This is a genomic window from Streptomyces odontomachi, from assembly GCF_024435355.1.
In the GTDB taxonomy this organism is placed as follows: Bacteria; Actinomycetota; Actinomycetes; order Streptomycetales; family Streptomycetaceae; genus Streptomyces; species Streptomyces odontomachi.
The window spans coordinates 219136-243774 of sequence record NZ_JAMJWG010000011.1 but is presented as its reverse complement, the minus strand read 5'-3'; the positions used below and the strand labels follow the sequence as shown (position 1 = coordinate 243774).

The following is a 24639-nucleotide window of genomic DNA, read 5'->3' as shown; positions in this document are numbered from 1 at the left end:
GGTTGGTTCCGGGGACGCCCCAGGTGGCCCGCGACTCCCGCCGCGCCGGCCTTCACCTGCCTTTCAAGCCGTACGGCGCTGCCGGTGTGCGGATTACTTCACGCCGAGGCTGATGAAGTCGTACATACCGCTGTAGGCATCGGTGGTGTAGACGTTGCTCAGCCGGTCCGAGCGCCAGTTGATGAAGCGCTCGAAGACGAACGGAAGGTAGTACGCGCCTTCCATGACCTTGTGGTTGATGTCCCGCGCGGTCGCGGCCTTCTGCGCCGGGTCCGACTCGGTGGTGAACTTGGCGAAGTCGCCGTCGATCCCCTTGTCGTTGATCAGCGCGTAGTTGTTGTTGCCGTTCGGCAGGATGTAGCTGCTGTGCCACAGCGGCAGGCCGTAGCCCTGCACGGACGGGAAGTCCGGGCCCCAGCCCAGGATGATGATCCCCATGTTGCGCTTCTTGACCACGTCGGGGTTGCCGGGGATGGACGCGATCTCGGCGCCGTCCCACTGGTCGATGTCGGCCTTGATGCCGATCTTCGACAGCGAGGCCTGGAGGGACTCGGCGGTGGCGACCTCGACCGGCTTGTTGTTGCGGACCGAGATGGTGGTCTTGAAGCCGTTCGGCTTGCCGCAGGCCTTCAGCTCTTCCTTGGCCTTGGCGACGTTGGGCTTGCCGTCGTTCTTGGCGGTGCCGTACGGGTCGTACTTCTGGAGCTCGGAGCCGGGCACGGACGGCGGCAGCATGTTGGTGCCGATGTCACCGCCGCCCTTCGGGCCGCCACGGGCGGTCTGGAGCGACTTGTGGTCGGCGCCGTAGATGACCGCCTTGCGGCAGTGGATGTTGTCCATCGGCTTCACGTTCTGCGGGAAGACCGCGTACCGGATGTAGCCGGAGATCGGGTTGTCGATGCTGTCCTGGTGCTCCTTCAGGGCCTTGGTGCGGCCCTGCGGGGACAGACCGGTCTGGGACAGGTCCAGGTCGTACTTGCCGGCGATGAGCTGGTTGTCCAGGTCGTCGGCGTTGGTGAACAGGGTCACCGTGACCTTGTCCGGGTACGCCTTGCGGACCGGGTCCGAGGACTTCTTCCAGTTCGGGTTGCGGACCAGCACCAGCGACTTGTTCGGCGTGTACGACTGGAACTTGTACGGGCCGGAGGAGAACGGGTGCAGGCCGTACTTGGACTTGGTGTCCTTGTCCTGGCGCACCGGGGACGCCGAGGTCAGCGCGAGTATCTCCTCGAAGTCACTGTTCGGCTTCGGCAGGTGGAAGGTGATGTGGGTGGCGTCCGGCGTGTCGATCGCCTTCAGGCCCAGGTGGTCCTTGGCCTTGTCCTTGTACGGGCCCTTGTACGTCTTCTTCGGGTCGAGCACGTCCCTCAGGTAGACCGGACCGCCGGAGAGCACGTCCTGCGCCCAGACCCGCTCGATGCCGTACTTGATGTCCTGGGACGTGATCGGCTTGCCGTCCTCCCAGGTGATCCCGGGACGCAGCGTGTACGAGTACGTCTTGCCACCGTCGGTGATCTTGGCACGGCTGGTGGCGAGGTCCGGCGTGAGCTCGGCGCCCGTCTTGCCCGGCTCCGTCTTGCTGGTGAGAAGTTGACGCGAGTAGAACCGCATGAAATTCCAGGCGAAGCCGTAGTAGCCACGCGTGGTGTCCCACGAGTCGGCGTCCTGGGTGCCTGCGAACTTCAGCGTGCCGCCCGTCTTGGTCGACGCGTTGGCCACCTTGCCGTTCGCGGCGTCGTATCCGGCTCCCCCGCCGCCGTCGTCCTTGCTGCCGCCGCACGCCGCCGTGGACAGCAGCGCCGCGACCACGGCAGCTGCTGCCGCGGCTTGCTTGCGCCGCCCTTTGGTGCGTTGGGTAGTCACGTTACGGATCCTCCTGAGTAGGGCGGCCCGTGCAGGCACGGGCCATACAGCAGTTAGCGCGTCCCCTTGGGGTCGAGCGCGTCACGCACGCCGTCGCCGAAGAGGTTGAAGGAGAGCACGGTGATGAAGATGGCCAGACCCGGAACGATCATGTACATCGGGTCGGACTCGTAGTAGCTCAACGCCGCGGAGAGCATCTGGCCCCAGGAGGCGGTGGGCGGCTTGACGCCGACGCCCAGGAAGCTCAGGGCCGCCTCGGTGAGGATGTTGGTGGGGATCATCATCGTGGCGTAGACGATGATCGGAGCGATGAGGTTGGGCAGCAGTTCCTTGAAGAGGATGTAGATCCGCCCGGCTCCGAGGCTGCGCGCCGCATCCACGTACTCCCGTTCACGCAGGGACAGCGTCTGCCCGCGCACCACCCGACCCACGTACGGCCAGCCGAAGAAGCCGATCACCAGGATCATCACGAAGATGCGCACGCCGGTGCCGGTCAGGCCGAGCATGGAGTTCGGCATCACGGAGACCAGCGCGATGATGAAAAGCAGCTGCGGGAAGGACAGCAGCATGTCCATGATTCGGCTGATGATCGAGTCGAGCCAGCCGCCGAAGTAGCCCGCGAGCACCCCCAGCACGCTGCCCACCACGATCGCCACCAGCGCGGAGAGGAACCCGACCAGCAGCGAGACCCGCGCACCGTACACGGTCCGCGCGAACACGTCGCGACCGCTGACAGGTTCGACGCCGAGGAGGTGCTCACCGCTGATGCCGCCCAAGGAGCCCTTGGGGGTGGAGAAGAGCGGGTCGATCAGGTCCTCGTGGTGTTCGGTGGTCGACTGGCCCACCAGATGCGTGATCACCGGCGCGAACACCGCGATGATGATCAGCACCAGCACCACCGCGCCACCGGTCAGTGCCAGCCGGTCGCGTTTCAGCCGCTCCCAGGCGATCCGGCCCAGCGAGCGGCCCGTCACCGCTTTTCCTGGAGCCGTGGCAACGGCAGCTTCTGCGGTTGCGCTGGGGGCCGCGTCCGCAGTCGGCTCGTGCAGTGGTGCCGTCATTGTGGCAGGGACCCCTCTCAACCGGCGGTGGCCGGCCCGCACATGCCGCTGTGGCGGCGTGATCCGTCCGTCGTAAGGCAGGGGCGAGCGCCCCTTGGACCGGGAGTCTTCATGGCGGTTGCGATCTGTTGCCAGACTTGGCAGGGAATGGATGCGTAACCGTGATGCTGTCTGGGGAGTTCCGTTATCCGGACGGCGGCTGCCGAGGGTCGGACACGAATGATTCAGGACATTCCGCCCAGGCAGCGGGAAAACGCACTCTCGTGTTCACAATGTGTGAGCAAATCTCACCAGAGTAGACAACTTTCTCGCCAGTAACGTTCACCAGCCGACACCCCGATCCGCCGCGCCGACCGTAGGCGATGTTGCTCGCAGTGACGACCCCGAGGAACCAAGTCGTCGCAAAAACCGCCCGTCCCCCCTGGAAACGTGAAGACGGAAAAACCCGTCCTGTCCGACACGGCGGCCAAGGGAGACCCGACCTGCCCCGCACAGGCAAGAAGGAAACCCGCACCATTCCAGCCACTTGCGTACGGACGGCGGTCCGCGAGCATAGCCGCCACCTCAGGACGAAGCACGCAAATGTTACTGTCGGTCGCAGCGACACCGGCAAGATCTGGCCGGTTCGCGAAACAATTCAACAAGATCCAGCCCGGCCCGGGCGTAAGGCCCCCCGGGGCCTGAGGAACCGGGAGACCGTCCCCGGGGACCGTCCCCGGGGAGAGCGCGGACCGGGGAGAGTACGAACCGGGGAGAGCGCAGGAACGCGCCCGGAGGGCGGTCAGTACGTGCCGTGCGGCGGGGGGTACCCGTAGCCCGTGGTCGGCGGCGGCGCGGCCGCCACCGCTCCGCCCTCCCGGTCGTAGAACGGCCGCCCGAGCGCCCGCAGCCACATCGCCACCGGATCGTGCTCGTCGAAGAGCGCGACCGTCGACACGGACAACCCGTCCGGCACCGCGCCGATGGACTGGCGCATCATCATGCGCACCGCCTCCACCGCGGGCGGACTCGTGTCGTACACGTCGAGCCCGATGGCCAGGTAGGGCGAGCCGAGCGCCGGCTGCACCCAGGCACGGCGCAGCGAGCGCACCGCCGGGGTGCGGTGCGCGTGCTGGCTGAGCAGGGCGTAGAACTGCGGGATCTCGATCGTCGGGTCGGAGATCCGCAACGGTCCTGCGGGCTGCTGGTCGAGCCCGGACGCGAGACGACGCAGGTCGAGCCAGGGGATGCCCAGGCCGCCGCCCGGCTGGTGCGGGTTGAGCCAGAGGCCGTAGTGGTCGGGGTACAGGGTGCGGGCCACCTCGATGCCGCTGGTCACCTCGTAGGCCCTGGTCCATCCGCTGGCGGTGAGCTCCTGGGCGGAGGTGACGCAGGGCGCGTAGCCGAGGCCGTCGACCTCCAGGTAGCCGTACTGGGCGTCCGGGGAGCCGGCCTGGCCGTGCCAGAGCAGCATCCACACCTGCCCCGCGGCCGGATCGGCGAGCGCCTGGAGCAGCGCCTCGTAGGCGTCATAGCGCCCGGGCGTCACCTGGCGCAGCATCTGCTCGACCTGGCCGGCCGCTGCCGTGCCCGACGCACTCACCCTTGACCGCCCCTTCGTGAAGCCTTCGCCTGACGCAACTCGTGACGCACCCGGCTTTGTTCCGGCCGTGCGGCCGGATCCGGGCCGAGTCCTGCTCTCCGCCGGTCCATCCGATCCGGCCGGATATGACCGTATGTACTGCACTTTCCCGGGGGGTGACCCCCGGACCTCCAGCCGGAACAGCGCGCCACCGCGCCGTGCGGCGGCCCTAGCAGGTCATGGAACCACCTTAAGCGGCAGCGCCTGACACCGCTGTGAGGCATCGTTCAGCGGCGCTGCGACCCGGCTGGCCGGTGACTCTCTTGACACCGACCGACGGGCGTGATCCATTCCGGCGGTCGGTGTGGCCGTCCGCGAGCGTCACAGGGTTCCCGGGTGCGGGTCCGGTGGCGCGGGAGCGCCGGCCGTGACCGTCGCGAGGTCACGGCGCGTGTCCATAGAAGGGGACGATCTTCTCCCGCATCCATTCGGCCACCGGGTCCTGGGTGACGTCCAGCAGGACCAGGTTGACGGGCCAGCGGACCGGGACGCGGCCCAGCGCACGGCCCAGCGCGGCCAGCGGCGCCTCCCGGGTGTCACCCTCCCAGTGGGTGAGCTCCACCCCGATGAACAGCACGGGGTCGTCGCCCTCGATGCTGGCCAGGCAGCGGCGTGCGGTGCGTACCGTGCTGGGGACCTGTGCCGGGTCGGCCGCGGGCCCCGGTGCCGGGGACGCCGCCCCGGCGCCCGCGAACTCCTCGGCCGCCGCCGCCAGGAAGTCCACCGGGTCGTCCTGCCAGTCGGGTTCGAAGAGGCGGACGCGGCCACCGCTCGGGCCGTCCAGCGCGGTGCGCCCGGCCCGGCACAGCTCGGCCACGGCGCGCGGCGGCAGGGGGATGCCGACCGTGCCGTCCGGGTTGACGGCGATGCCGAGCTGCGGCGGCAGGCCACGGGCGAACTCGACGGCGGGCGCGACCGTGTACGACATGTGGTCGCCCACGACATGCCTGAACTGCTGCTCGGAGCTGAACACGGGGACGTAGGCCTGGCCCTGGAGTTCGATGGTGGGCAGGTCGAACACCGGGCGGTCGGGGCCGCCGCCGTTCGGCAACGGCACCCAGAGCGCGCTGCGGGAGAGGACTTCCAGGATGCGGGCGCTCGCCGAGGACGCCCCCGGGCTGCCCAGGGAGGCGGCCAGGACCTCTTCCAGCTCGTTGCCGGGCCATCCCACGTAGGGATGCGGCATGGCCTGTGCCGGTATGTCCATACTTCTCAACCCTTGCTTCACCCGCGCTTCCGCGCCCTTCTGACCAACGGCCTGTGCCCGCACGCGCGCGACGCCCGCGGCCGGCACGCTCCCGACTCCTGCGGCCGTACCGGCTGCGGCCGACCTGCCCGGCCGGTCGGGCCGTTCGGGTCGCGTCCGTCCGTGGGCGGTCGCCGTCGCCTGCCGGACCCCATTCTGCCGTCGCGGCACGCCGCACCCTAGCCCGTGGCGGGGTGCGGTCATCCGCCGTGCGCCCCCGTGGTCCGGTCACCGGCCGCGCGCCCCCACCGGTTCAGCGCGGTCGGCCGGCCCCGTCGGTGCCGAACCCGATGCTGCGCAGGGCGTCGGCGGCGGGCCGGTCCAGGAGCACCGCGGACGCGCAGCCGGCCGGCAGGCGGCCCGCCGTCAGCCCGCGCACCAGCTGCGCGACGGTCCTGCGGTGCCGCAGGAAGGCGTACCGCGAGACGCGCCGGCCGCGTGCCCCCTGACCGGCGAGGGCGGTCTCCGGCGCCACGTCGAGCAGCAGCAGGTGCAAGGTGGCGTGCCGGCGTGCCGCCTCCCGGGCCAGCCAGCGGCGCACCCACGCCTGCGTGCCGCAGTCGTGCACCACCAGACCGGTGCCGGTGCGCAGCAGGCGGCGCAGCCGGAGGTAGTGCGCGAGGCGGACCAGGGGGCGGTAGATCCCGTAGGGCAGCAACCGCGGCATGCGCCCGGCCCACTGGTCGCGCATGTCCTGCGAGTCGACGCGGGCACCCGGGACGGCGCGCCGCATCAGGGTGGACTTGCCGCTGCCGGGCAGGCCGGAGACGACCACCAGGTCGCCGGTGGCGAAGCGGAGCTGGCGTGGACTGCGGCCGGCGCGGCGGCGCAGATCGGTCACGGTGCCCGCCCCACCGGTGCTGCGCCGGTGCGCTGCGGCGCGGGCCGGCAGCGCCGGCGGGCCACCGGCGCCCCGGTCCCGGGCCGCGCCCCTCGTCCGTGCCGCGCCCCTCGTCCGTGCCGTGCCCTGGCTTCGCGACGTGCCCGTGGTGCGCGCCGTGCCCGTGGTTCTCGCCGTGCCGCCGGCCCGTGCCGTGCCGTGCACCGTGATCGAAGTGTTCACCGTGATCTGCCTCCCCCAAGCGGTCACGATCATGCTGCCTGTCTTCACGGTCCCGGGCGGCGTGCGGTTCCACGGCTCCCCGGCTTCGCCGCCCGGTGCTCCGGCGTGGGGGGTGCTGCTCCCGCGGGGCCCGTGCTGCCGCCCGCGATGCCCCGTCGCCGTGTCACCCATCCCACCAACTGTAAAGAAAAGGTAATGCGACGCAAGCACCTTACCGGCCTGGCCCGTCCCGAACCCGCCATACCGCGCACCCCGCGCCCCGCACGCCTCACCTCACGCACCGAACCCCACACGGCACATCGCGCACGGCGCACGGCGGGCATGCACCATCAACCCGACACCCTCACGCGCCCCCCACCGCCGCACGCGCCCTCCATGCAATGATGTGCGCGCCAACTCCATACCGGCCGTTTGAATCCGCGCGGGAGAGTTCCCGGTCATCTGACCGGGGCGCCGAAGGAGCAAGTACCTCCCTTGAATCTCTCAGGCCCCGATACCGCGCGGGCGAGGCAATTCTGGAAAGCGGGCCGTCGCGTGCGGTGGTCCCACCCAAGGTGCAAGCCAGGCTGTCCGAAACATCCCTGCGGGACGTCCCGCAGGGGAGATCCCCATGAACCGTCCGTTCGGGACGGTGCGGGACTGCGGGACGGGCTGCTGGCGAACCTCTCAGGTTCCGATGACAGAGGGGGAGGACGCGTCCTCGTGGCGTCTGCACGCCCGGTCGTGCACATCACGCAGGTCGCCGTGCGTCGCCGCCCGTCCCCCGCCCGTCCTCGTTGATCCTGTACACCGGCCCGGTCCGTCCCGGTCCGGTCCTGTCTCGCCCGGGAGCCCCGCTCATGTCACACGACACCGCCCGCACCCGCCGTACGGCCCTTGACGCCCTACACCGGTCGCTCGGCGCGACCATGACCGACTTCGCCGGCTGGGACATGCCGCTGCGCTACGGCAGCGAGCGTGCGGAGCACGAGGCCGTGCGCACCAGGGCCGGCCTCTTCGACCTGTCCCACATGGGCGAGATCACCGTCTCGGGACCCCAGGCGGGCGCCCTGCTGGACCACGCCCTGGTCGGCAACATCGGCGGGCTGCGGCCGGGCCGCGCCCGGTACACGATGATCTGCCGCGCGGACGGCGGCATCCTGGACGACCTGATCGTCTACCGGCTCGAGCGGAGCCCCGAGGCGGACGGCACCGCGGACGCCGCGCAGGACGCGTCCGAGTACCTGGTGGTGGCCAACGCCGCCAACGCGCAGACCGTCCTCGACGCGCTCGCCGAACGCGCCACCGGCTTCACCGCGACGGTGCGCGACGACCGCGACGCGTACGCCCTGCTCGCCCTCCAGGGCCCGGCGGCCGCGGGCATCCTCGCCCCGCTCACCGACGCCGACCTGGACGGGCTGAAGTACTACGCGGGCCTGCCGGGCACGGTCGCCGGGGTGCCCGCGCTGATCGCCCGCACCGGCTACACCGGCGAGGACGGCTTCGAACTGTTCGTCGCGCCGGAGCACGCCGAGCGGCTGTGGCGGGCGCTCGCCGAGGCGGGCGAGCCCGCCGGGCTCACGCCGTGCGGCCTGTCCTGCCGGGACACGCTGCGCCTCGAAGCGGGCATGCCGCTCTACGGGAACGAGCTGAGCACCGCGCTGACCCCGTTCGACGCGGGCCTGGGCCGGATCGTGAAGTTCGACAAGCAGGGTGACTTCGTGGGGCGCGACGCCCTGGAGAAGGCGGCCCGGCGGGCCGAGAGCACCCCGCCACGCCGGCTCGTCGGACTCGTCGCCGAGGGCCGCCGGGTGCCGCGCGCCGGATACGCCGTGGTGTCCGCCGCCGACGGCACCGTGCTCGGCGAGGTCACCTCCGGCGCGCCGTCGCCGACCCTCGGCCGGCCGATCGCCATGGCGTACGTGGACGCGGCCCATGCGGCGCCCGGTACCGCAGGCGTCGCCGTGGACATCCGGGGCAGCCGTGAGGCGTACGAGGTCGTGGCGCTGCCGTTCTACCGCCGCGAGAAGTGAGCGTCCGCCGCCGCGCCGTGTGACCGCACCATCGCCGCGAGAAGTCATCGTCGTCCGGACGTGACGGGACCCACACCGCGTTCCCGCACTCCGTCTCGTATCGCAAGACCGCCCGTCCCCCAGCACTCCCCCGCGTACAGGAGAATTCAGTCATGAACAACCCCCAGCAGCTGCGCTACAGCAAGGAGCACGAGTGGCTGTCGGCCGCCGAGGGCGGTGTCGCCACGGTCGGGATCACCGAGTTCGCGGCGAACGCGCTCGGTGATGTCGTCTTCGCCCAGCTCCCCGAGGTCGGTTCCACGGTGACCGCGGGCGATACCTGTGGCGAGCTGGAGTCCACCAAGTCGGTCAGCGACCTGTATGCGCCGGTCACCGGCGAGGTCACCGAGATCAACGAGGATGTCGTCGAGGACCCGTCGCTGGTGAACTCCGCTCCCTTCGAGGGCGGCTGGCTGTTCAAGGTGCGCGTCGCGCAGGAGCCGGACGACCTGCTCTCCGCTGACGAGTACGCCGACTTCGCGGGCAGCTGAGCGGGGCGGCAGGGTGCGCCGTCGCCACCGACGACTCCCGCTCCCCGGCCGCACCGCGCACCCCTGCCCGGTCAACCCCTGCCCGCCCACTTCTGGACCGCTCCGGGACCTCGGTCGCCGCCGCGCAGAGCCGTGCCGGCCCGCATCGGGTCGCGCCCGGCCCACCGTCCGACCGGACACGCCCCGGAACCATCGTCTTCCCTAGGGACCCTGATGTCGCTTCACTCGCAGCACTCGCTCCTCGACATGCCGCTCCATGAACTCGACCCGGACGTCGCCGCCGCGGTCGACGCCGAGCTGCACCGCCAGCAGTCCACGCTCGAAATGATCGCCTCGGAGAACTTCGCCCCGACCGCCGTCATGCAGGCGCAGGGCTCCGTGCTCACCAACAAGTACGCCGAGGGCTATCCGGGACGCCGTTACTACGGCGGCTGCGAGCACGTGGACGTGGTCGAGAAGATCGCGATCGACCGCATCAAGGAGCTGTTCGGCGCCGAGCACGCCAACGTCCAGCCGCACTCGGGTGCGCAGGCCAACGCCGCGGCGATGTTCGCGCTGCTCAAGCCGGGCGACACCATCATGGGCCTGAACCTGGCGCACGGTGGCCACCTCACCCACGGCATGAAGATCAACTTCTCCGGCAAGCTCTACAACGTGGTCGCCTACCACGTGGACGACGCCACCGGGCAGGTCGACATGGCGGAGGTGGAGCGGCTGGCCAAGGAGGCCAGGCCGCAGCTGATCGTGGCCGGCTGGTCGGCGTACCCGCGGCAGCTGGACTTCGCCGCCTTCCGCCGGATCGCCGACGAGGTCGGCGCGTACCTGATGGTCGACATGGCGCACTTCGCCGGCCTGGTCGCCGCCGGGCTGCACCCGAGCCCGGTGCCGCACGCCCACGTGGTGACCACCACCACCCACAAGACGCTCGGCGGCCCGCGCGGTGGCGTGATCCTGTCCACCGCCGAGCTCGCCAAGAAGATCAACTCTGCGGTCTTCCCCGGTCAGCAGGGTGGCCCGCTGGAGCATGTGATCGCGGCCAAGGCGGTGGCCTTCAAGGTCGCGGCGAGCGAGGAGTTCAAGGAGCGCCAGCAGCGCACCCTCGAAGGCGCGAAGCTCCTCGCTGAGCGGCTCGGCCGCGACGACGTGGCCGCGGCGGGCGTCTCCGTACTGTCCGGCGGGACCGACGTCCACCTGGTCCTCGTCGACCTGCGCAACAGCGAGCTCGACGGGCAGCAGGCCGAGGACCGGCTGCACGAGGTCGGCATCACGGTCAACCGCAACGCCGTCCCGAACGACCCGCGTCCCCCCATGGTCACCTCGGGCCTGCGCATCGGCACCCCCGCGCTGGCCACCCGCGGCTTCACCGCCGACGACTTCCGCGAGGTCGCCGACATCATCGCCGAGACCCTGAAGCCGGCCTTCGACGACGCGATCCGGGCCGCCCTGGCCGCGCGGGTCGAGGCGCTCACGGCCAAGCACCCGCTGTACGCAGGGCTCGACGAGCGCTAGGAACACCCTTCCGGGCGGCCGGTGCCGGCAGCGCCCTGCCGCACCGCGCAGCCTCCCGATGCTCCGCCTGACAAACACCCCGTGCACCAGTTCGTCGCCAGTTCGTCACCGGTTCGTCCGGAACGTACGCTGAGCGGGACGCCGCACCACCACCGCGGCGTCCCGCAGGCCCCTTACGTACAAGGGGCCCCTCCGCAGCGACGCGGCGCGCCCCACCACGGCGCACCCGCGCTCCGGACACCCACCGCCGGTCCCGTGCGACCGGCGCCGGTCCCCCACAAGGAGTCCCCGTGGCCGTCTCGGTCTTCGAGCTGTTCTCGATCGGTATCGGACCCTCCAGTTCCCATACGGTCGGCCCGATGCGGGCGGCGGGGATGTTCGCCCGACGCCTGGCGGACGCCGGCCTGCTCGCCCGGACGGTCTCCCTGCGCGTGGAGCTGTACGGCTCGCTGGGCGCGACCGGGCACGGGCACGGCACCCCGAAGGCGGTCCTGCTCGGCCTGGAGGGCGCCTCGCCGCGCACCGTCGACGTGGACCACGCGGACACCCGGGTCGACCGGATCAGGACCGACGGCCGCATCCGGCTGCTCGACCGCCACGAGATCGGCTTCGACGCCGACCGCGACCTGGTGCTGCACCGCCGCACCACGCTCCCGCGGCACGCCAACGGCATGATCCTGCGGGCGTACGGCGCGGACGGCGCGGCGCTGCTGGAGAAGACGTACTACTCGGTCGGCGGCGGCTTCGTGGTGGACGAGGACGCGACGGGCCCGGACCGCGTACGCGCCGACGAGACCCCGCTGAAGTACCCGTTCCGGACCGCCGAGGACCTCCTGCGGCTGACCCACGAGACCGGCCTGACGATCTCCGAGCTGATGCTCGAGAACGAACGGGCCTGGCGCGACGAGGCGGAGATCCGCGCAGGCCTATTGGAGCTGTGGCGGACCATGCGGGACTGCGTGGCGCGCGGCATGACACGCGAGGGCGTGCTGCCGGGCGGCCTGAAGGTGCGGCGCCGGGCGGCGGCCGTGGCCCGGCAGCTGCGCGCCGAGGGCGATCCCACGCTGCGCGCCATGGAATGGGTCACGCTCTACGCGATGGCCGTCAACGAGGAGAACGCGGCGGGCGGCCGGGTGGTGACCGCGCCCACCAACGGCGCGGCCGGCATCATCCCCGCGGTGCTGCACTACTACCACGACTTCGTCCCGGACGCCGACGACGAGGGCACCGTGCGCTTCCTGCTGGCGGCCGCCGCGATCGGCATGCTCTTCAAGGAGAACGCCTCCATCTCGGGCGCCGAGGTCGGCTGCCAGGGCGAGGTCGGCTCGGCCTGCTCGATGGCGGCGGGCGCCCTCGCCGAGGTGCTGGGCGGCAGCCCCGCCCAGGTCGAGAACGCCGCCGAGATCGGCATGGAGCACAACCTCGGCCTGACCTGCGACCCGGTAGGCGGCCTCGTGCAGATCCCGTGCATCGAACGGAACGGCATGGCCGCGGTCAAGGCGATCACCGCCGCCCGGATGGCACTGCGCGGCGACGGCAGCCACAAGGTGTCCCTGGACAAGGTGATCAAGACCATGCGGGACACCGGCGCCGACATGAGCGTCAAGTACAAGGAGACGGCTCGGGGCGGGCTGGCGGTGAACATCATCGAGTGCTGAGGGACGGGCCCTGACCACGGCGGCCGACGCCCGCGCCGCGCAGGGAGCCACGGTCCCGGGTGCGGCAGCCGCGATCGACGGGGCGGCCGAGCGTACGCCCGCGTAAGCCTCCCGCAGGCCGCCCCGCCCGCTCACCAGCCCTCCCTTGCCGCTGATCACAAGGACCTTGACTGTGTCTTGACGGGCTCGGCGTCGCGTTGCTCCCGGGCACCCCTGACGCACGGCCCCGGTCGCCGTCACGGCGCTGGGCCGGCGGCCGGCGCTGCCGCCGGGGGTCCAGGTCCTCGTCCAGGCGGAGAGCCTCGTCAACGACGCGACCTCCTTGGTGCTGGTCCGGGTGGCGGCGGGTGCCGCCGTGGCCTCCGCGGCGGCCGACTGGGGCGCGGCCAGCGGCGAGTTCGTGCTGCTGGCCGGCGGGGGCACGGTCATCGGGGCCGCGGTGGCCCGGTGAAGTGCCCGCACCGCGAGACTCGTTGCCCCGCCCGGCCTCCCTCAGACCCCGACCCCCGCCGTCAGCTCCCGGCGGGCCCTGGCCACGGCGCCGACCGGTACCGCGTCGCCGGCCAGGGCCGCCCTGACCAGCCGGATCGGGTGGCCGCTGACCGGCGGTTCGGCGGCCAGTGCCGCACGGATGAAGGGTTCCAGCAGGGGCCAGGAGCGGGCGACGCCGCCGCCGACGACCGCCGTGGTGATGTCCACGACGCCCGCCGTCATCACGATCGCCCGCGCGATCCCCACGCCGGCGGCCTGGTACACCGCGAGGGCGTCCTGGTCGCCGTGCCGCGCGGCGTGTGCGACCTCGCGTGCGGTCAGCCGGCGGCCGGTGCGTTCCGCGTAACGGGCGCCGATGGAACGGCCGGAGGCGAGGGTCTCCAGGTGGCCCCGGCCGCCGCAGGAGCAGGGCAGGTCGCCGAAGCCGGGGATGTGCCCGATCTCGCCGGCCGCGCCGTGCGGCCCGGCGAACAGCGCGCCGCCGGTCCACAGGGCACCGCCGACCCCGGTGCCCAGGGTCATCCCGAGGACGTCCGACGCGCCGCGCACGGCGCCGCCGAACACCTCCCCGTAGAGGAAGGCGTTGACGTCGTTGTCCAGGAAGGCCGGGACGCCCAGTGCCTCCTCGACGGCGTCCGTCACCGCGAAGCCCGCCCAGCCGGTGAAGGAGTCGCTGGCCACCAGGATGCGGCCGGCGGCGGAGTCCACCACGCCGGCCGCGCCGACCCCGGCGCCCGCGAGGCGCCCGGGGGTGCGCCTGAGCAGTGGCGCCAGCGCACCCAGGGCCGCGCCGACCATGGCCCGGCCGCCGTCGGCCGCCGGGGTCGCCACCTCGGCGCGGTCCAGCACGGTCAGGTCGTCGGCGCAGAGCACCACCTGGGTGGTGGTGCCGCCGATGTCCAGGCCGGCGAAGAGCGTACGGTCACCGGAGCTCACGCCTGGGCCTCCGTCCGGCCGGCCGCGAGGGTGGCCAGGCGTTCGGCTCTGCGGCTGCGCTGGACCACCGGGTCGGGCACCGGCACGGCGGCCAGCAGCCGGCGGGTGTAGTCGGTCTCCGGGTGCAGCAGGGTCGTGCCGGTGGCGCCCTGCTCCTCGATCCGCCCGGCCCGCATCACCACGACGCGCTGGGCGAAGTGCTGGACGACGGCCAGGTCGTGGGAGACGAAGAGACAGGCGAAGCCCAGCTCGTCCTGGAGTTCGGAGATCACGTCGAGCACGGCCTCCTGCACGCTGACGTCGAGCGCGCTGGTGGGCTCGTCGGCGACCAGCAGCCGGGGCTCGAGGACCAGGGCGCGGGCCAGGCTGACCCGCTGGCGCTGGCCTCCGGAGAGCTCCCGAGGGGCGCGCCGGGCGACCTCGCGCGGCAGCCGGACCCGGTCGAGGACGGCGTCGATCTTGCTCTGGCGCTCCTTGGCGCCCATCCCCCGCGCGTGCACCCTGAGCGGTTCGGCGATGCACTCGCCGACCGTCATCCGGGCGTCCAGGGAGGCCACCGGGTCCTGGAGGACCACGCCGATGCCGGCCCGCAGCGCCCGGCGGGCCCGGGACCGGGTGCGGGCCAGGTCGGTGCCGAACAGCCGGACGGTCCCGGAGGTCGGCGGGATCAGGCCCAGCGCGACCCGGGACGCGGTGGACTTGCCGGAGCCCGACTCGCCCACCAGGCCCAGGGTCTCCCCGGCGTGCACGACGAGCGAGACGTCGTCCAGGGCCCGTACGGCGCCCTTGCCCCGGCCGAAGACGACCGAGACGTCCTTCAGTTCCACCGCCGGTTCGCTTTCCCGGCGGCGGGTGGCGGCCGGTGCCGCGGCCTGGCCCGTCTCGGCGACCGTCAGCCGGGGCACGGCGGCCAGCAGCCGCCTGGTGTAGTCGTGACTGGGGCGGAGCAGCACGTCCTCGACGGGTCCGCTCTCCACGACCTCGCCGTGGTGCAGCACGGCGACCCGGTCGGCGAAGTCGGCCACCACGCCCATGTTGTGGGTGACCAGCAGGACGCCGGTGCCGGTCTCGGCGGCGAGCCGGCGCAGCAGGTCGAGGATCTCGGCCTGCACGGTGACGTCCAGTGCTGTGGTGGGTTCGTCGGCGATCAGCAGGGCGGGCTCGTTGGCGATGGCCATGGCGATGACCACGCGCTGGCGCTGTCCGCCGGAGAGCTGGAAGGGGTAGGCCCTGGCCCGCTGCTCCGGCTCGGGGATGCCGACCTTGCGCAGCAGTTCGACGGCTTCGGCGGCGGCGTCCTTGGCGGAGACCCGGCGGTGGTTGCGGATCACCTCGGCGATCTGCCTGCCGACCCGGGTCAGCGGGTCGAGTGCGGTGGCCGGCTCCTGGAACACCATGGAGACGGTCCGGCCGCGCAGCCCGGCCAGGTCGGCCTCGGAGGCGCCGACCACCTGGGTGCCGGCGATGACGGCGCTGCCGGTGGCGCGGGCGTTGCCCGCGAGCAGGCCCATCGCGGCCAGCGCGATGGTGGACTTGCCGGACCCCGACTCGCCGACCAGGGCGAGCGTCTCGCCGGGGCTGACGTGCAGCCGGACGCCCCGTACGGCGGGTACCTCGCCGGTCTGCGTGGTGAAGACGACGCCGAGGTCGTCGAGTTCGAGGATCGGCCCGGCCGGCGGGGTGGTGGCGGGGCCTTGGGTGGCGGTCATCCGCGTCCCCTCACGTCGAATGCGTCACGGAGTCCGTCCCCGATGGCGTTGAACGCCCACACCACCAGGATGATGGCCAGGCCCGGCGGCAGGATGAGCCACCAGTAGCCGGAGTAGGCGGCGGTGAGACCGGCGGAGAGCATGCCGCCCCAGTCGGTGGCCGGCGGCTGGACGCCGAGGCCCAGGTAGGAGACGTAGGCGACGAGCAGGATGGCGTCGGCGATCTGGAAGGTCGCCGCGACGATGATGGTCGAGACCGAGTTCGGCAGGATGTGCCGGATGATCGCCCGGGCGTGGGTCCCGCCGATGGCCCGCAGGGTCAGCACGTAGTCGCGGTTCTTCAGGCTGAGCGTCTCGGCCCTGATCAGCCGGGACGGCACCAGCCAGGAGACGAAGCCCAGGATGACGATCAGACCGGACAGGTCCGGGGTGGTGATGGCGGAGACCACCAGCAGGATGAAGAGTGCGGGGATGGCGATCCCCGCGTCCACGACCCGCATCATGACCGCGTCGATCCAGCCGCCCGCATAGCCGGCTGCGGCCCCCCACAGGGTGCCGATCACGGTGGCCAGGACGCCCGCGGCGAGGCCGACGACCAGCGACACCTTGCCGCCGTACATCAGCCGGCCCAGCTCGTCGTGGCCGACCGCGTCGGTGCCGAGCCAGTGCGCACCGCTGGGGGCGAGGTTGACCTGGTGGAGCATCGTGTGGGTCTGGTCGGTCGGGTGCACCAGCGGGCCGACGAAGCAGAACAGCACGAAGAAGACCACGACGCCGAGCCCGACCACGGCGAGCCGGTTGCGCAGGAAGCGCCGGACGGCGAGCCGGGAGCCGGACGCCGCGCCGGTGGCGGTGGCCGTGCCGGGCGTCTGGCCCGGCTGGAGGACGGCGCTCATGCCCGACCTGCCTTCACTCGGGGGTCGACGATCCGCTGGACGATGTCGGCGAGCAGCGTGCCCGCGACCGTGGCGACCGCGATGACCAGCACACAGCCCAGCAGCACGGGGTAGTCGGAGGACTGTGCCGCGGTCCAGAAGAGCAGCCCCATGCCGGGGTAGTTGAACAGCTGCTCCACCACGAGGGCGCCGCCGAACATCACCGGCACGTAGTAGCCGAGCATGGCGATCACCGGCGTCAGCGAGTTGCGGAACACGTGCCGCCACAGGATGGCGCGCGAGCGGGAGCCGCCGGCCCGCGCCGTCCTGACGTAGTCCTCGGAGAGGTTCTCCAGGGTGGCCGCCCGCATGTAGCGGCTGAAGACCGCGACCATGGAGGCGGCGCCGGCGACGACCGGCAGCACCAGCGCCTGCGGCTGCGCGAACACCTGGGAGAGCGTCTCCCCTTGCGGCGCCTGGGACGGGAACCACGGCAGCAGCTGGCTGAAGACCAGCACCAGGATCAGACCGAGGAAGTACACGGGCGTGGAGTAGGCGATGAAGCTCAGCGTGGTGATGAGGTAGTCCACCGGCTTGTTGCGCCGGACGGCCTGCCACATGCCCAGCGGGATCGCCAGCAGCAGGCCGATGAGCGCCGACAGCGCGGTCAGGACCAGGGTCTTGGCCAGCCGCTCGCCGATGAGCTGGGACACCGGCTCGTTGAGGGTGTACGAGGATCCGAGGTCACCGTGCAGCAGCTGGTTCAGGTAGTAGAGGTACTGCACGGGGAGGGGCTTGTCGAGGCCCTGCTCGTGGTTGAAGGACGCGATCTGCTGCGCCGTGGCCTGCGGGCCGAGGATCCCGCGAGCGGGACCCCCGGGCAGGGCGTGCAGCAGACCGAAGACCACGATCGTCACGATGAAGATCACCGCGATGGCCTGGAGGACCCGCCTGATCAGGTACGAAGAGGTACTCAGGGTTTTCATGGGTTTCCCGGTCGCTTCGGCTCAGTGGTCCAGGTGGTCACCGGCCGGCCTCACTTGCCGGTCCACGCCCACATGGCGGGGTGGAAGTTGGCCAGCGAGTCCTGGGCGAAGCCGCCGAGGCCGTTCTTGACCACGGAGACCTGGTAGTCCGGCTCCGGCAGCCAGATGACCGGGAGGTCCTTGGCCAGGGCTGCGCTGTACTTCTGCACCGCCTCGTCGGAGGAGGAGGTGGTGGTCTGGTTGACCAGCTCGTCCACGGCGGCGTTGGAGTAGTTGCCGAAGTTGGAGCCGCCACCGGTGGCGAAGAGGGCGTCACCGCTGGGGTAGGCCGGGAAGTACCAGCTGCCGGCGGTGCCGAAGAACGACAGCTGCCACTTGCAGCTCGGCTGGTCGGCCTTGCACTGGCCGGCCTGCGAGAGGACCGAGTTGACCGGGGCCGTCTTGATGCCGAAGGCGATGCCCGTCTTGGCGAACGACGACTGGAGGGCGCTCATCATGTTGTCGGTCACGGTGGAGCCGGACTGCGAGAGCACCTGCATCTTGAACTTGGTGCCCTTGTCCACGCCGGCACCGCAGTGGCCCGCGCCGCCGCCCGGGCTCGTGCACACCATGGTGCCGCCCTGCTCGCTCCAGCCGTGGTCGGTCAGCAGCTTCTTCGCCTTGGCGGTGGAGAACGGGTACGGGTTCTTCTTCTGCTCGGCCGAGACGAAGGACGAGCTCTGGCCCTGCGGGATCGGCCCGTAGGTGGGGACGGCGGTGCCGTTGAAGACGACCTTGGCAAGGGTGGCCTGGTCCACCGACATCTGGATGGCCTGGCGGGCGTAGAGCTGCTTGAAGACGGCGCCCATGGAGGGGTTGTTGAAGTTGTAGGGCATGTAGGTGACGGCCCAGCCGGACCACGGCTTGACCGAGTAGCCCTTGGCGGCGAAGGACGACTTCTGGCCGAGGTCGGTGGCGTTGATGTAGCCGTAGTCGACCGTGCCGGCCCGCAGCGCGTTCTCCTCGGCGTCCGTGGTGGTGAACGGCAGCAGGTTCACGTTCTTGATGTGCGCCTTGCCGCCACCGTCGTACTTGGCGTTGGCGGTCAGCTCGACCTTGCCGGAGGTGGCGAAGGACTTGAGGGTGTACGGGCCGCTGACCGTCTTCCAGAGCGGGTCGGTGGCGTAGCCGGAGATCTTCTTCGCGGCGTCGTTCAGGTACGACCAGACCTTCTTGGCGCCCGCTGCGGAGCGGTCGAGGTCCGACACGGCGCCCGAGTCGGACGTCTTGTCCCAGGCGTGCTGCGGCATCACGCGGATCATGCTCAGCTCGTTGGCGAGCATCCACTCCTGGTTGTAGGAGCGGTCGAACGTGATCGTGAAGTGCGTGTCGTCGGCGATCTTCAGCGAGGTCCAGTTGTCCGGTGCCTTGCCCGGGCTGTAGCTGGCCCAGTCGGCCTTGTTGGCCTTGATCAGGTTGAACCAGAACTGCACGTCACGGGAGGTGATCTGCTTGCCGTCGCTCCAGTGCCGCTTCCCGAGCGTGATCGTGACGCTCTTGCTGTCCTTGGCGAAGTCGGCGGCGGTGGCCAGCGAGTTGTCCTTGTTCCAGCCGACCTTGCCGGCGGAGCCGTCGTAGGCGATCAGCGGTTCCCAGAGGGACTGGGATATGGAGGCGTTGTTGGTGTTCAGATGCGCGGCGGTGCCGACCGGGAGGATCCAGTTCGGCGTGAAGTTGGCCGGCAGCGCGTAGTTGATGGTGTCCGACGAGCCGGATCCCGACGACGCGGTGCCGCCGCCGGAACAGCCGGTGAGCAGTGCACCCGTGGTGACGGCGGCGCCCGCGACGAGGGCCCAGCGGCGGCTGTTCGCCCGGTGAGCAAGGAACATGACTCTCCTCAGAGTGAAAGGACCCGTAGATGTCCCGGGAACCGGGGCGGGCACGGCAGGACCGGCACTGCGTTCACGACAGCTGGCGGTTCACGACAGCTAACGCCGGACACGCTGAAGAAACAAACACGAATCAGTAAAAAGTAAGTTACAGCAAATCTGGCAAAAGTCTTCTCGCGGCCATCTCCGGGGATTTGCGAAGATATTTAGGGCGTTTTGCCCTGATTCAGAAGTGGTCTACTTACCCCATCGAACCGTTCCCCTACGCGAAGTGCTGGCGTACTGTCGTCGCCACACACACCGTTGCGGAAGTTACTTCGTACATGACTGGAATAAGTGCAGGGGACCGCAGGCCCGCGAAGGGCGCCTCCGGCCTCGCCGTGCGCGTCCTGGAGCTCGTCGCATCGGGCCAGGCGTCCTCGCGCGCCGAACTCGCCGAACTGCTCGGCGCCGCCGCCTCCACCATCTCCCTCACCGTGGCCCAGCTGGTGGAGCGCGGGCTGATCGCCGAGGAGGGCACCCACTCCTCCACCGGCGGGCGCCCCCGCAAGGTGCTGCGGCTGGGCGGCAGCGACGAGTTCGCCGTCGCCGCCGACCTCGGTGGCCGGCACGCCCGGATCGGTGTGGTGCTGCCCGGCGGCGGTCTGACCGATGTCTCGACCGTGCCCTTCGTGATCGCCGACGGCCCCGAGGCGGCGCTGCCCCGGCTCGCCGAGACCCTTCAGGCACTGGCCGAGCAGCACGGACGTGATCGGCTGCGCGGGGTCGGGCTCTCCCTGCCGGGCCCGGTGGACGTCGCTTCGGGCTCGGTCGTCCTGCCGTCCCGGATGCCGGGCTGGAACCGTTTCCCGGTCACCGCCTGGCTGGAGGAGCACTTCGGCGTCCCGGCCGCCGTGGACAACGACGCCAACTGCATGGCGATCGGCGAGCACACCGTGCGGCCCGCCGAGCACCGGCAGACGATCATGGTGAAGATCGGCTCCGCGATCGGGGCCGGCGTCATCGCCGACGGCCGCCTGTACCGGGGCGCCACCGGCGCGGCCGGCGACATCACCCACATACGGATCGACGGCGGCGCCGACATCCCCTGCTCCTGCGGCAACACCGGCTGCCTGGAAACCGTGGCGTCCGGCGCCGCCCTGGTCCGCATCCTGCGCGAGCGCGGGGCCGACGTCAGCAGCGTCGGTGACGTGGCCCGGCTGGCCCGCGACGCCGACCCGGAGGCGACCCGCGCGGTCCGCAGGGCCGGCGACTACCTCGGCCAGGTGCTCGCCGCCAACGTCAACTTCTTCAACCCGGACGCCGTCTACCTCGGCGGCATCCTCTCCACCCTGGAGCCGTTCGTCGCCGCCGTGCGCAGCCAGCTCTACGAGAGCTGCCACCCGCTGGTCACCGAGCACCTCACCATCGAGCGGGCCAGCCTGGGCGCCGACGCCGGCCTGGTCGGCGCGGGACAGTTCGCCCTCCAGCGCGCCCTGGCCCGCGCCCTGCACGAGGTCGGCGGCGGTGACCTGGCCACCGGCCCCATCGGTCCCCCCGCGCCCCGCCACCCCGCCTGACGCCCCACCCTTCACGAGGAGCCATGCCGCAATCCCGCACCGCCGCAGCCCGCCCGGTCATCGCCATCGCCGGACTCGGCATCGAGTCGTCCACCTTCTCCCCCGCCCGCACCCAGGCGTCCGCCTTCCACCCGTCGCGCGGCGCCGAGGTGCTGGACCGTTACCCCTTCCTGGCCCCCGGTGCGGAGCTGCGCGAGGCGGCCGACTGGCATGGCGCCCTGGTCGGCAAGTCGCTGCCCGGCGGCATCGTCACCGCCGCCGCCTGGGCCGAGCTGACCGACGAGCTGATCGAACGGCTCGCCGCACTGCCCGCGTTGGACGGCCTCTGGTACGACATCCACGGCGCCATGACCGTGGAGGGCGTCGACGACGCCGAAGCGGTGCTGCTGGAGCGCATCCGCGCCACCGTCGGCCCTGACGTGCTCGTCTCCACCTCGATGGACCTGCACGGCAACGTCTCGCGCGCGCTCGTGCACCGCAGCGACCTGATCACCTGCTACCGGATGGCCCCGCACGAGGACCACATGGAGACCAAGGAGCGGGCCGTCCGCAACCTGGTGGACCTGCTGAACGTGCGAGCCTGCGGAGCGCCCCGACCGGTCAAGGCCTGGGTGCCGGTGCCGGTGCTGCTGGCCGGCGAGCAGACCTCGACCCGGATCGAGCCGGCCAGGAGCGTGTACGCGGCCGTGGACGAGGTCGAGGCCACGGACGGCGTGATCGACGCCGCGATCTGGGTCGGCTACGCCTGGGCCGACGAGCCGCGCAACCGGGCCGCCGTGGTGGTCACCGGCACCGACCGCGACGCCGTGTCGGCCGGTGCGGAGCGGCTGGCCCAGGGCTTCTGGAAGGCCCGCCACGACTTCGACTTCGTCGCCCCGACCGGCACCTTCGACGGCATCCTCGACGAGGCACTGGCCTCCGCCGAGCGCCCGTACTTCATCAGCGACACCGGGGACAACCCGACCGCCGGCGGCGCCGGCGACGTGACCTGGGGCCTGACCCGGCTGCTGGCACGCGCGGAGTTCCAGGACGACGACGGCCCCACCGTCATCTACGCCTCCGTGCCGGGCCCGGCCTCCGTCGAGACCGCCGTCTCCGCCGGTGTCGGCGCCACCGTCACGGTCACCGCGGGTGCCGAGGTGGACGACCGGCACGCGGGCCCGCTCACCCTGACCGGTGTGGTGCACGCCATCCGGCACGGCGACCGCGACGCCGAGACCGAGGTCGTCATCCGGGTCGGCAGCGTGTACGCGATCCTGACCAGGCTGCGCAAGCCCTACCACCACGAGCACGACTTCACGGACCTGGACCTCGACCCGCGCGGCGCCGACATCGTGATCGTGAAGATCGGCTACCTGGAGCCCGAGCTCTTCGCCATGTCGGCCGGCTGGAAGATGGCGCTCACCCCCGGCGGCGTCGACCAGGACCTGGTGCGTCTGGGCCACCGCCGGATCCGGCGCCCGCTGTTCCCCTTCGACCGGGAGATGGCGGAGCCGGACCTGTCGGCCCGTCTCGTCCCCGCCTCCGACGCGCCGCTGACCGGGGACGACGAGTGACCGTACGCCCCGCCCTGGAGATCGCCGTCACCTCACCGGCCGGCGCCCGCACCGCCCGGGAGCACGGCGCCGACCGGGTCGAGCTCTGCACCGCCCTAGAGCTGGGCGGCCTGACCCCGTCGGCGGCCCTGGTGGAGGCGGTCGCCGCGGCGGGGCTGCCGGTGCAGGTGCTGGTCAGGTGCCGGCCCGGCGACTTCGTCCACGGCGCGGAGGAGATCGCGTTGATGGTCGCGGAAGTGCGCTCCGTCATCGCCTCCGGCGCCAGCGGTGTGGTGATCGGTGCGCTGACCGCCGAGGGTGCCCTGGACACCGGGGCGCTCGCCCGGCTCGCCGAGGCGGCCCGTGCCGCGGACCGCCCGGTGGACGTCACCCTGCACCGCGCCGTCGACCAGTCCGCCGACCCGGTGGCCACCGCCGCGCTGCTGCCCTCGCTCGGCTTCACCCGGGTCCTCACCTCGGGCGGCGCCCGCACCGCCGCCGAGGGCCTGGAGACGATCGCCGCCATGGCCGGCGCCGCGTCCGGGGTGCAGGTGATGGCGGGCGGCGGGGTGCGCCCCGCCGACATCCCGGCCCTGGTCCGCGCCGGCGCCGCAGCCGTTCACCTCTCCGCGAAGACCAGGGCGCTGCCCCGGCGCGGCGGCGGCTGGGTACCACTCGGCGCCCGGGGCGACTCGGCCGAGCAGGACACCCACTTCGTCACCGATGCCGATGTGGTGGCCGAGGCACGGCGCGCGATAGCGGCGGCGAGCTGCCGGCGCAGCGCGTAGCGAACGCCCGGCCGGCGCCCCGGCCACCGGCCGGTTCCGCCGTGCAGGGACCCCGGGCGATCAGGCCGCCGGCGCCTTCTCCGCGGGTTCGAGCGGGGGCGTCCGCCGCTCGCCTCGGTGGGCCTGCGCCCAGCGGACGGCGAGCGGCGCCGTGAGGCCGGTCAGGGCGAACAGGGCGCCGACGACATACCACCCGGGGCGGCCCCAGGTGATGCAGAGGGCGATGAGCAGACCTGGTCCGAAGGCCTCGGCCAGCCCCACACCCAGGCCGAACACGCCGAGGTACTGGCCGGTGGCGTGCCGCGGTGCGAGGGCGAAGGACACCTCGAAGCCCGCGGCGGAGCACCACAGTTCGCCGACCGTGTGGATCAACACGCCGGTGAGGAGCAGGGTCGCGGCCGCCCACGCCGGTACGCCGGCGGACAGCGAGATGATCGAGCAGGAGACGAGGAAGGCGACACCCGCCCGGCGGTAGGCGTGGCCCCCGGCGGTGGGCGAGTTGACGTTGCGGCTGGCCCGGACCTGGAGGGCGACGACCATGACGGTGTCGGCGAGCATGGTGCCGGAGATGAGCCAGTGCGGGGCGGTGGTGGTACCGACGAGCCAGAGCGGGATGGCCACGGTGAGGACCTTGAACTGGATGGCCATGATGCCGTCGATGGCGGTGAGCAGCAGGTAGGGGCGGTCTCGGAGGGCGATCCAGCGGGGGCCGCCGGTGGCGGGCAGGGGCGCGACCGGAGGCAGCAACGCCAGGATCACGGGGCAGGCCAGGAAGGTGATCGCGTTGCCGATCGCCATGATCTGGTAGGCGGTGAGCGTGCCCACCTGGACGACCCACCCTGCCAGCACGGCACCGAGGGAGATGCCGATGTTGGTCACCGCCCGCAGGTGGGCCCGGAACTCCTGCGGACGGTCCCCTCCGTAGTGCCTGATGAGCGGGGAACGGGCGGCCGTTCCGGCCGCCTTCGCACCGGCGGCCACGCAGACCGCGGCCACGAATGGCCAGAAGCTGTCCACCAGTACGAAGCTGGCCGTGGCCAGCGCCTGGACCACGAGGGTGCCTCGGTAGACGCCGCGTGCCCCGTACCGGTCCGCGAGATGGCCGACGGCGACCCCCACGGCCAGCGCGACCAGACCGGCGATGCCGAGTCCGAGTCCCACCTGGTCGGCCGGGAGGTGAACGGCCTGCGTGAAGTACAGGACTCCGGCGGTCAGATAGAGCCCGCTGCCCACCGTGTAGACGAGGTTCGAGGCCGCGAGGACGCGCTGCGGTCCGGTCTCAGGAAGCAGGCGCAACATGACAGGGCTCCACGACACGGGAGGAAAGT

18 protein-coding genes, 1 pseudogene and 1 riboswitch are annotated in these 24639 nt (G+C 71.7%); of the genes and pseudogenes, 8 read left to right on the top strand and 11 right to left on the bottom strand.

What is annotated here, in order from left to right:
- Window positions 1–93 precede the first annotated feature (93 nt).
- The 5 genes from NQO67_RS23240 to NQO67_RS23220 all read right to left on the bottom strand — a co-directional run bounded on the left by NQO67_RS23240 (window position 94) and on the right by NQO67_RS23220 (window position 6683).
- Window positions 94–1863, bottom strand: coding sequence for an ABC transporter substrate-binding protein (locus NQO67_RS23240; RefSeq protein WP_255952100.1), 1770 nt, complete (start codon window positions 1861–1863; stop codon window positions 94–96).
- A gap of 53 nt (window positions 1864–1916) precedes the next feature.
- Window positions 1917–2924: an ABC transporter permease gene (locus tag NQO67_RS23235; RefSeq protein ID WP_255952099.1), complete on the bottom strand. Its 1008-nt coding sequence runs from the start codon at window positions 2922–2924 to the stop codon at window positions 1917–1919.
- A 781-nt stretch (window positions 2925–3705) separates the two neighbouring features.
- Window positions 3706–4506: an enhanced serine sensitivity protein SseB C-terminal domain-containing protein gene (locus NQO67_RS23230; protein WP_255952098.1), complete on the bottom strand. Its 801-nt coding sequence runs from the start codon at window positions 4504–4506 to the stop codon at window positions 3706–3708.
- Window positions 4507–4927: 421 nt separating this feature from the next.
- Window positions 4928–5752: an enhanced serine sensitivity protein SseB gene (locus NQO67_RS23225; protein WP_255952096.1), complete on the bottom strand. Its 825-nt coding sequence runs from the start codon at window positions 5750–5752 to the stop codon at window positions 4928–4930.
- Window positions 5753–6044: 292 nt separating this feature from the next.
- Window positions 6045–6683 carry an AAA family ATPase gene (locus NQO67_RS23220; protein ID WP_255952182.1) on the bottom strand — a complete coding sequence of 213 codons (639 nt, stop codon included), beginning with the start codon at window positions 6681–6683 and terminating at the stop codon, window positions 6045–6047.
- Window positions 6684–7266: 583 nt separating this feature from the next.
- A riboswitch (glycine riboswitch) is annotated at window positions 7267–7363 on the top strand.
- Between the two features lie 330 nt (window positions 7364–7693).
- Between NQO67_RS23220 and gcvT the strand changes: the two genes are divergently transcribed.
- The 5 genes and pseudogenes from gcvT to NQO67_RS23195 form a co-directional block, all read left to right on the top strand.
- Window positions 7694–8866, top strand: coding sequence for a glycine cleavage system aminomethyltransferase GcvT (gene gcvT, locus NQO67_RS23215; RefSeq protein WP_255952095.1), 1173 nt, complete (start codon window positions 7694–7696; stop codon window positions 8864–8866).
- 152 nt (window positions 8867–9018) lie between these two features.
- Window positions 9019–9396, top strand: a complete 378-nt coding sequence (gene gcvH / locus NQO67_RS23210; RefSeq protein WP_255952094.1) for a glycine cleavage system protein GcvH — start codon at window positions 9019–9021, stop codon at window positions 9394–9396.
- 213 nt (window positions 9397–9609) lie between these two features.
- The gene (gene glyA, locus NQO67_RS23205) at window positions 9610–10905 is read left to right on the top strand and encodes a serine hydroxymethyltransferase (protein WP_305126141.1); all 1296 of its coding nucleotides are present in this window, start codon (window positions 9610–9612) and stop codon (window positions 10903–10905) included.
- Window positions 10906–11195: 290 nt separating this feature from the next.
- Window positions 11196–12563 (top strand): L-serine ammonia-lyase, encoded by a 1368-nt coding sequence (locus NQO67_RS23200; RefSeq protein ID WP_255952092.1) that lies wholly within the window; start codon window positions 11196–11198, stop codon window positions 12561–12563.
- Window positions 12564–12783: 220 nt separating this feature from the next.
- A pseudogene (locus tag NQO67_RS23195) lies at window positions 12784–13008 on the top strand (cation:proton antiporter domain-containing protein); the annotation flags it as partial.
- A gap of 47 nt (window positions 13009–13055) precedes the next feature.
- Here NQO67_RS23195 and NQO67_RS23190 read toward each other — a convergent pair.
- From NQO67_RS23190 to NQO67_RS23170, 5 genes are read right to left on the bottom strand one after another with little or no spacing between them, the layout of a single operon-like run.
- Window positions 13056–13991 carry an ROK family protein gene (locus tag NQO67_RS23190; protein WP_255952088.1) on the bottom strand — a complete coding sequence of 312 codons (936 nt, stop codon included), beginning with the start codon at window positions 13989–13991 and terminating at the stop codon, window positions 13056–13058.
- Window positions 13988–15700, bottom strand: coding sequence for a dipeptide ABC transporter ATP-binding protein (locus NQO67_RS23185; protein WP_255952087.1), 1713 nt, complete (start codon window positions 15698–15700; stop codon window positions 13988–13990). The genes NQO67_RS23190 and NQO67_RS23185 overlap by 4 nt, the downstream gene beginning before the upstream one ends.
- Window positions 15697–16596 (bottom strand): ABC transporter permease, encoded by a 900-nt coding sequence (locus NQO67_RS23180; RefSeq protein WP_255952086.1) that lies wholly within the window; start codon window positions 16594–16596, stop codon window positions 15697–15699. The genes NQO67_RS23185 and NQO67_RS23180 overlap by 4 nt, the downstream gene beginning before the upstream one ends.
- On the bottom strand, window positions 16593–17552 hold the full coding sequence (locus NQO67_RS23175; protein ID WP_255952180.1) for an ABC transporter permease: 960 nt from the start codon (window positions 17550–17552) through the stop codon (window positions 16593–16595). The genes NQO67_RS23180 and NQO67_RS23175 overlap by 4 nt, the downstream gene beginning before the upstream one ends.
- A gap of 59 nt (window positions 17553–17611) precedes the next feature.
- On the bottom strand, window positions 17612–19429 hold the full coding sequence (locus NQO67_RS23170; protein WP_255952085.1) for a peptide ABC transporter substrate-binding protein: 1818 nt from the start codon (window positions 19427–19429) through the stop codon (window positions 17612–17614).
- Window positions 19430–19752: 323 nt separating this feature from the next.
- Here NQO67_RS23170 and NQO67_RS23165 point away from each other — a divergent pair, with 323 nt between their 5' ends.
- The 3 genes from NQO67_RS23165 to NQO67_RS23155 are packed head-to-tail and all read left to right on the top strand — an operon-like array spanning window position 19753 to window position 23311.
- Complete coding sequence (locus NQO67_RS23165) at window positions 19753–20988, top strand: ROK family transcriptional regulator (protein ID WP_255952084.1); 1236 nt, start codon at window positions 19753–19755, stop codon at window positions 20986–20988.
- Between the two features lie 23 nt (window positions 20989–21011).
- Window positions 21012–22544, top strand: a complete 1533-nt coding sequence (locus tag NQO67_RS23160) for a M81 family metallopeptidase (RefSeq protein WP_255952083.1) — start codon at window positions 21012–21014, stop codon at window positions 22542–22544.
- The gene (locus tag NQO67_RS23155; RefSeq protein ID WP_255952082.1) at window positions 22541–23311 is read left to right on the top strand and encodes a copper homeostasis protein CutC; all 771 of its coding nucleotides are present in this window, start codon (window positions 22541–22543) and stop codon (window positions 23309–23311) included. Before NQO67_RS23160 ends, NQO67_RS23155 begins: the two co-directional genes overlap by 4 nt.
- 60 nt (window positions 23312–23371) lie before the next feature.
- On the opposite strand, the gene NQO67_RS23150 is transcribed toward NQO67_RS23155, so the two are convergent.
- Window positions 23372–24610, bottom strand: coding sequence for an MFS transporter (locus NQO67_RS23150; RefSeq protein WP_255952081.1), 1239 nt, complete (start codon window positions 24608–24610; stop codon window positions 23372–23374).
- Between the last annotated feature and the right edge of the window lie 29 nt (window positions 24611–24639).

Excerpts from the sequence above, each read along its gene's own strand:
- NQO67_RS23235 (WP_255952099.1), bottom strand. The coding sequence starts at position 2,924 with ATGACGGCACCACTGCACGAGCCGACTGCGGACGCGGCCCCCAGCGCA.
- NQO67_RS23225 (WP_255952096.1), bottom strand. The coding sequence starts at position 5,752 with ATGGACATACCGGCACAGGCCATGCCGCATCCCTACGTGGGATGGCCC.
- gcvT (WP_255952095.1), top strand. The coding sequence starts at position 7,694 with ATGTCACACGACACCGCCCGCACCCGCCGTACGGCCCTTGACGCCCTA.
- gcvH (WP_255952094.1), top strand. The coding sequence starts at position 9,019 with ATGAACAACCCCCAGCAGCTGCGCTACAGCAAGGAGCACGAGTGGCTG.
- glyA (WP_305126141.1), top strand. The coding sequence starts at position 9,610 with ATGTCGCTTCACTCGCAGCACTCGCTCCTCGACATGCCGCTCCATGAA.
- NQO67_RS23185 (WP_255952087.1), bottom strand. The coding sequence starts at position 15,700 with ATGACCGCCACCCAAGGCCCCGCCACCACCCCGCCGGCCGGGCCGATC.
- NQO67_RS23180 (WP_255952086.1), bottom strand. The coding sequence starts at position 16,596 with ATGAGCGCCGTCCTCCAGCCGGGCCAGACGCCCGGCACGGCCACCGCC.
- NQO67_RS23170 (WP_255952085.1), bottom strand. The coding sequence starts at position 19,429 with ATGTTCCTTGCTCACCGGGCGAACAGCCGCCGCTGGGCCCTCGTCGCG.
- NQO67_RS23165 (WP_255952084.1), top strand. The coding sequence starts at position 19,753 with ATGACTGGAATAAGTGCAGGGGACCGCAGGCCCGCGAAGGGCGCCTCC.
- NQO67_RS23160 (WP_255952083.1), top strand. The coding sequence starts at position 21,012 with ATGCCGCAATCCCGCACCGCCGCAGCCCGCCCGGTCATCGCCATCGCC.
- NQO67_RS23150 (WP_255952081.1), bottom strand. The coding sequence starts at position 24,610 with ATGTTGCGCCTGCTTCCTGAGACCGGACCGCAGCGCGTCCTCGCGGCC.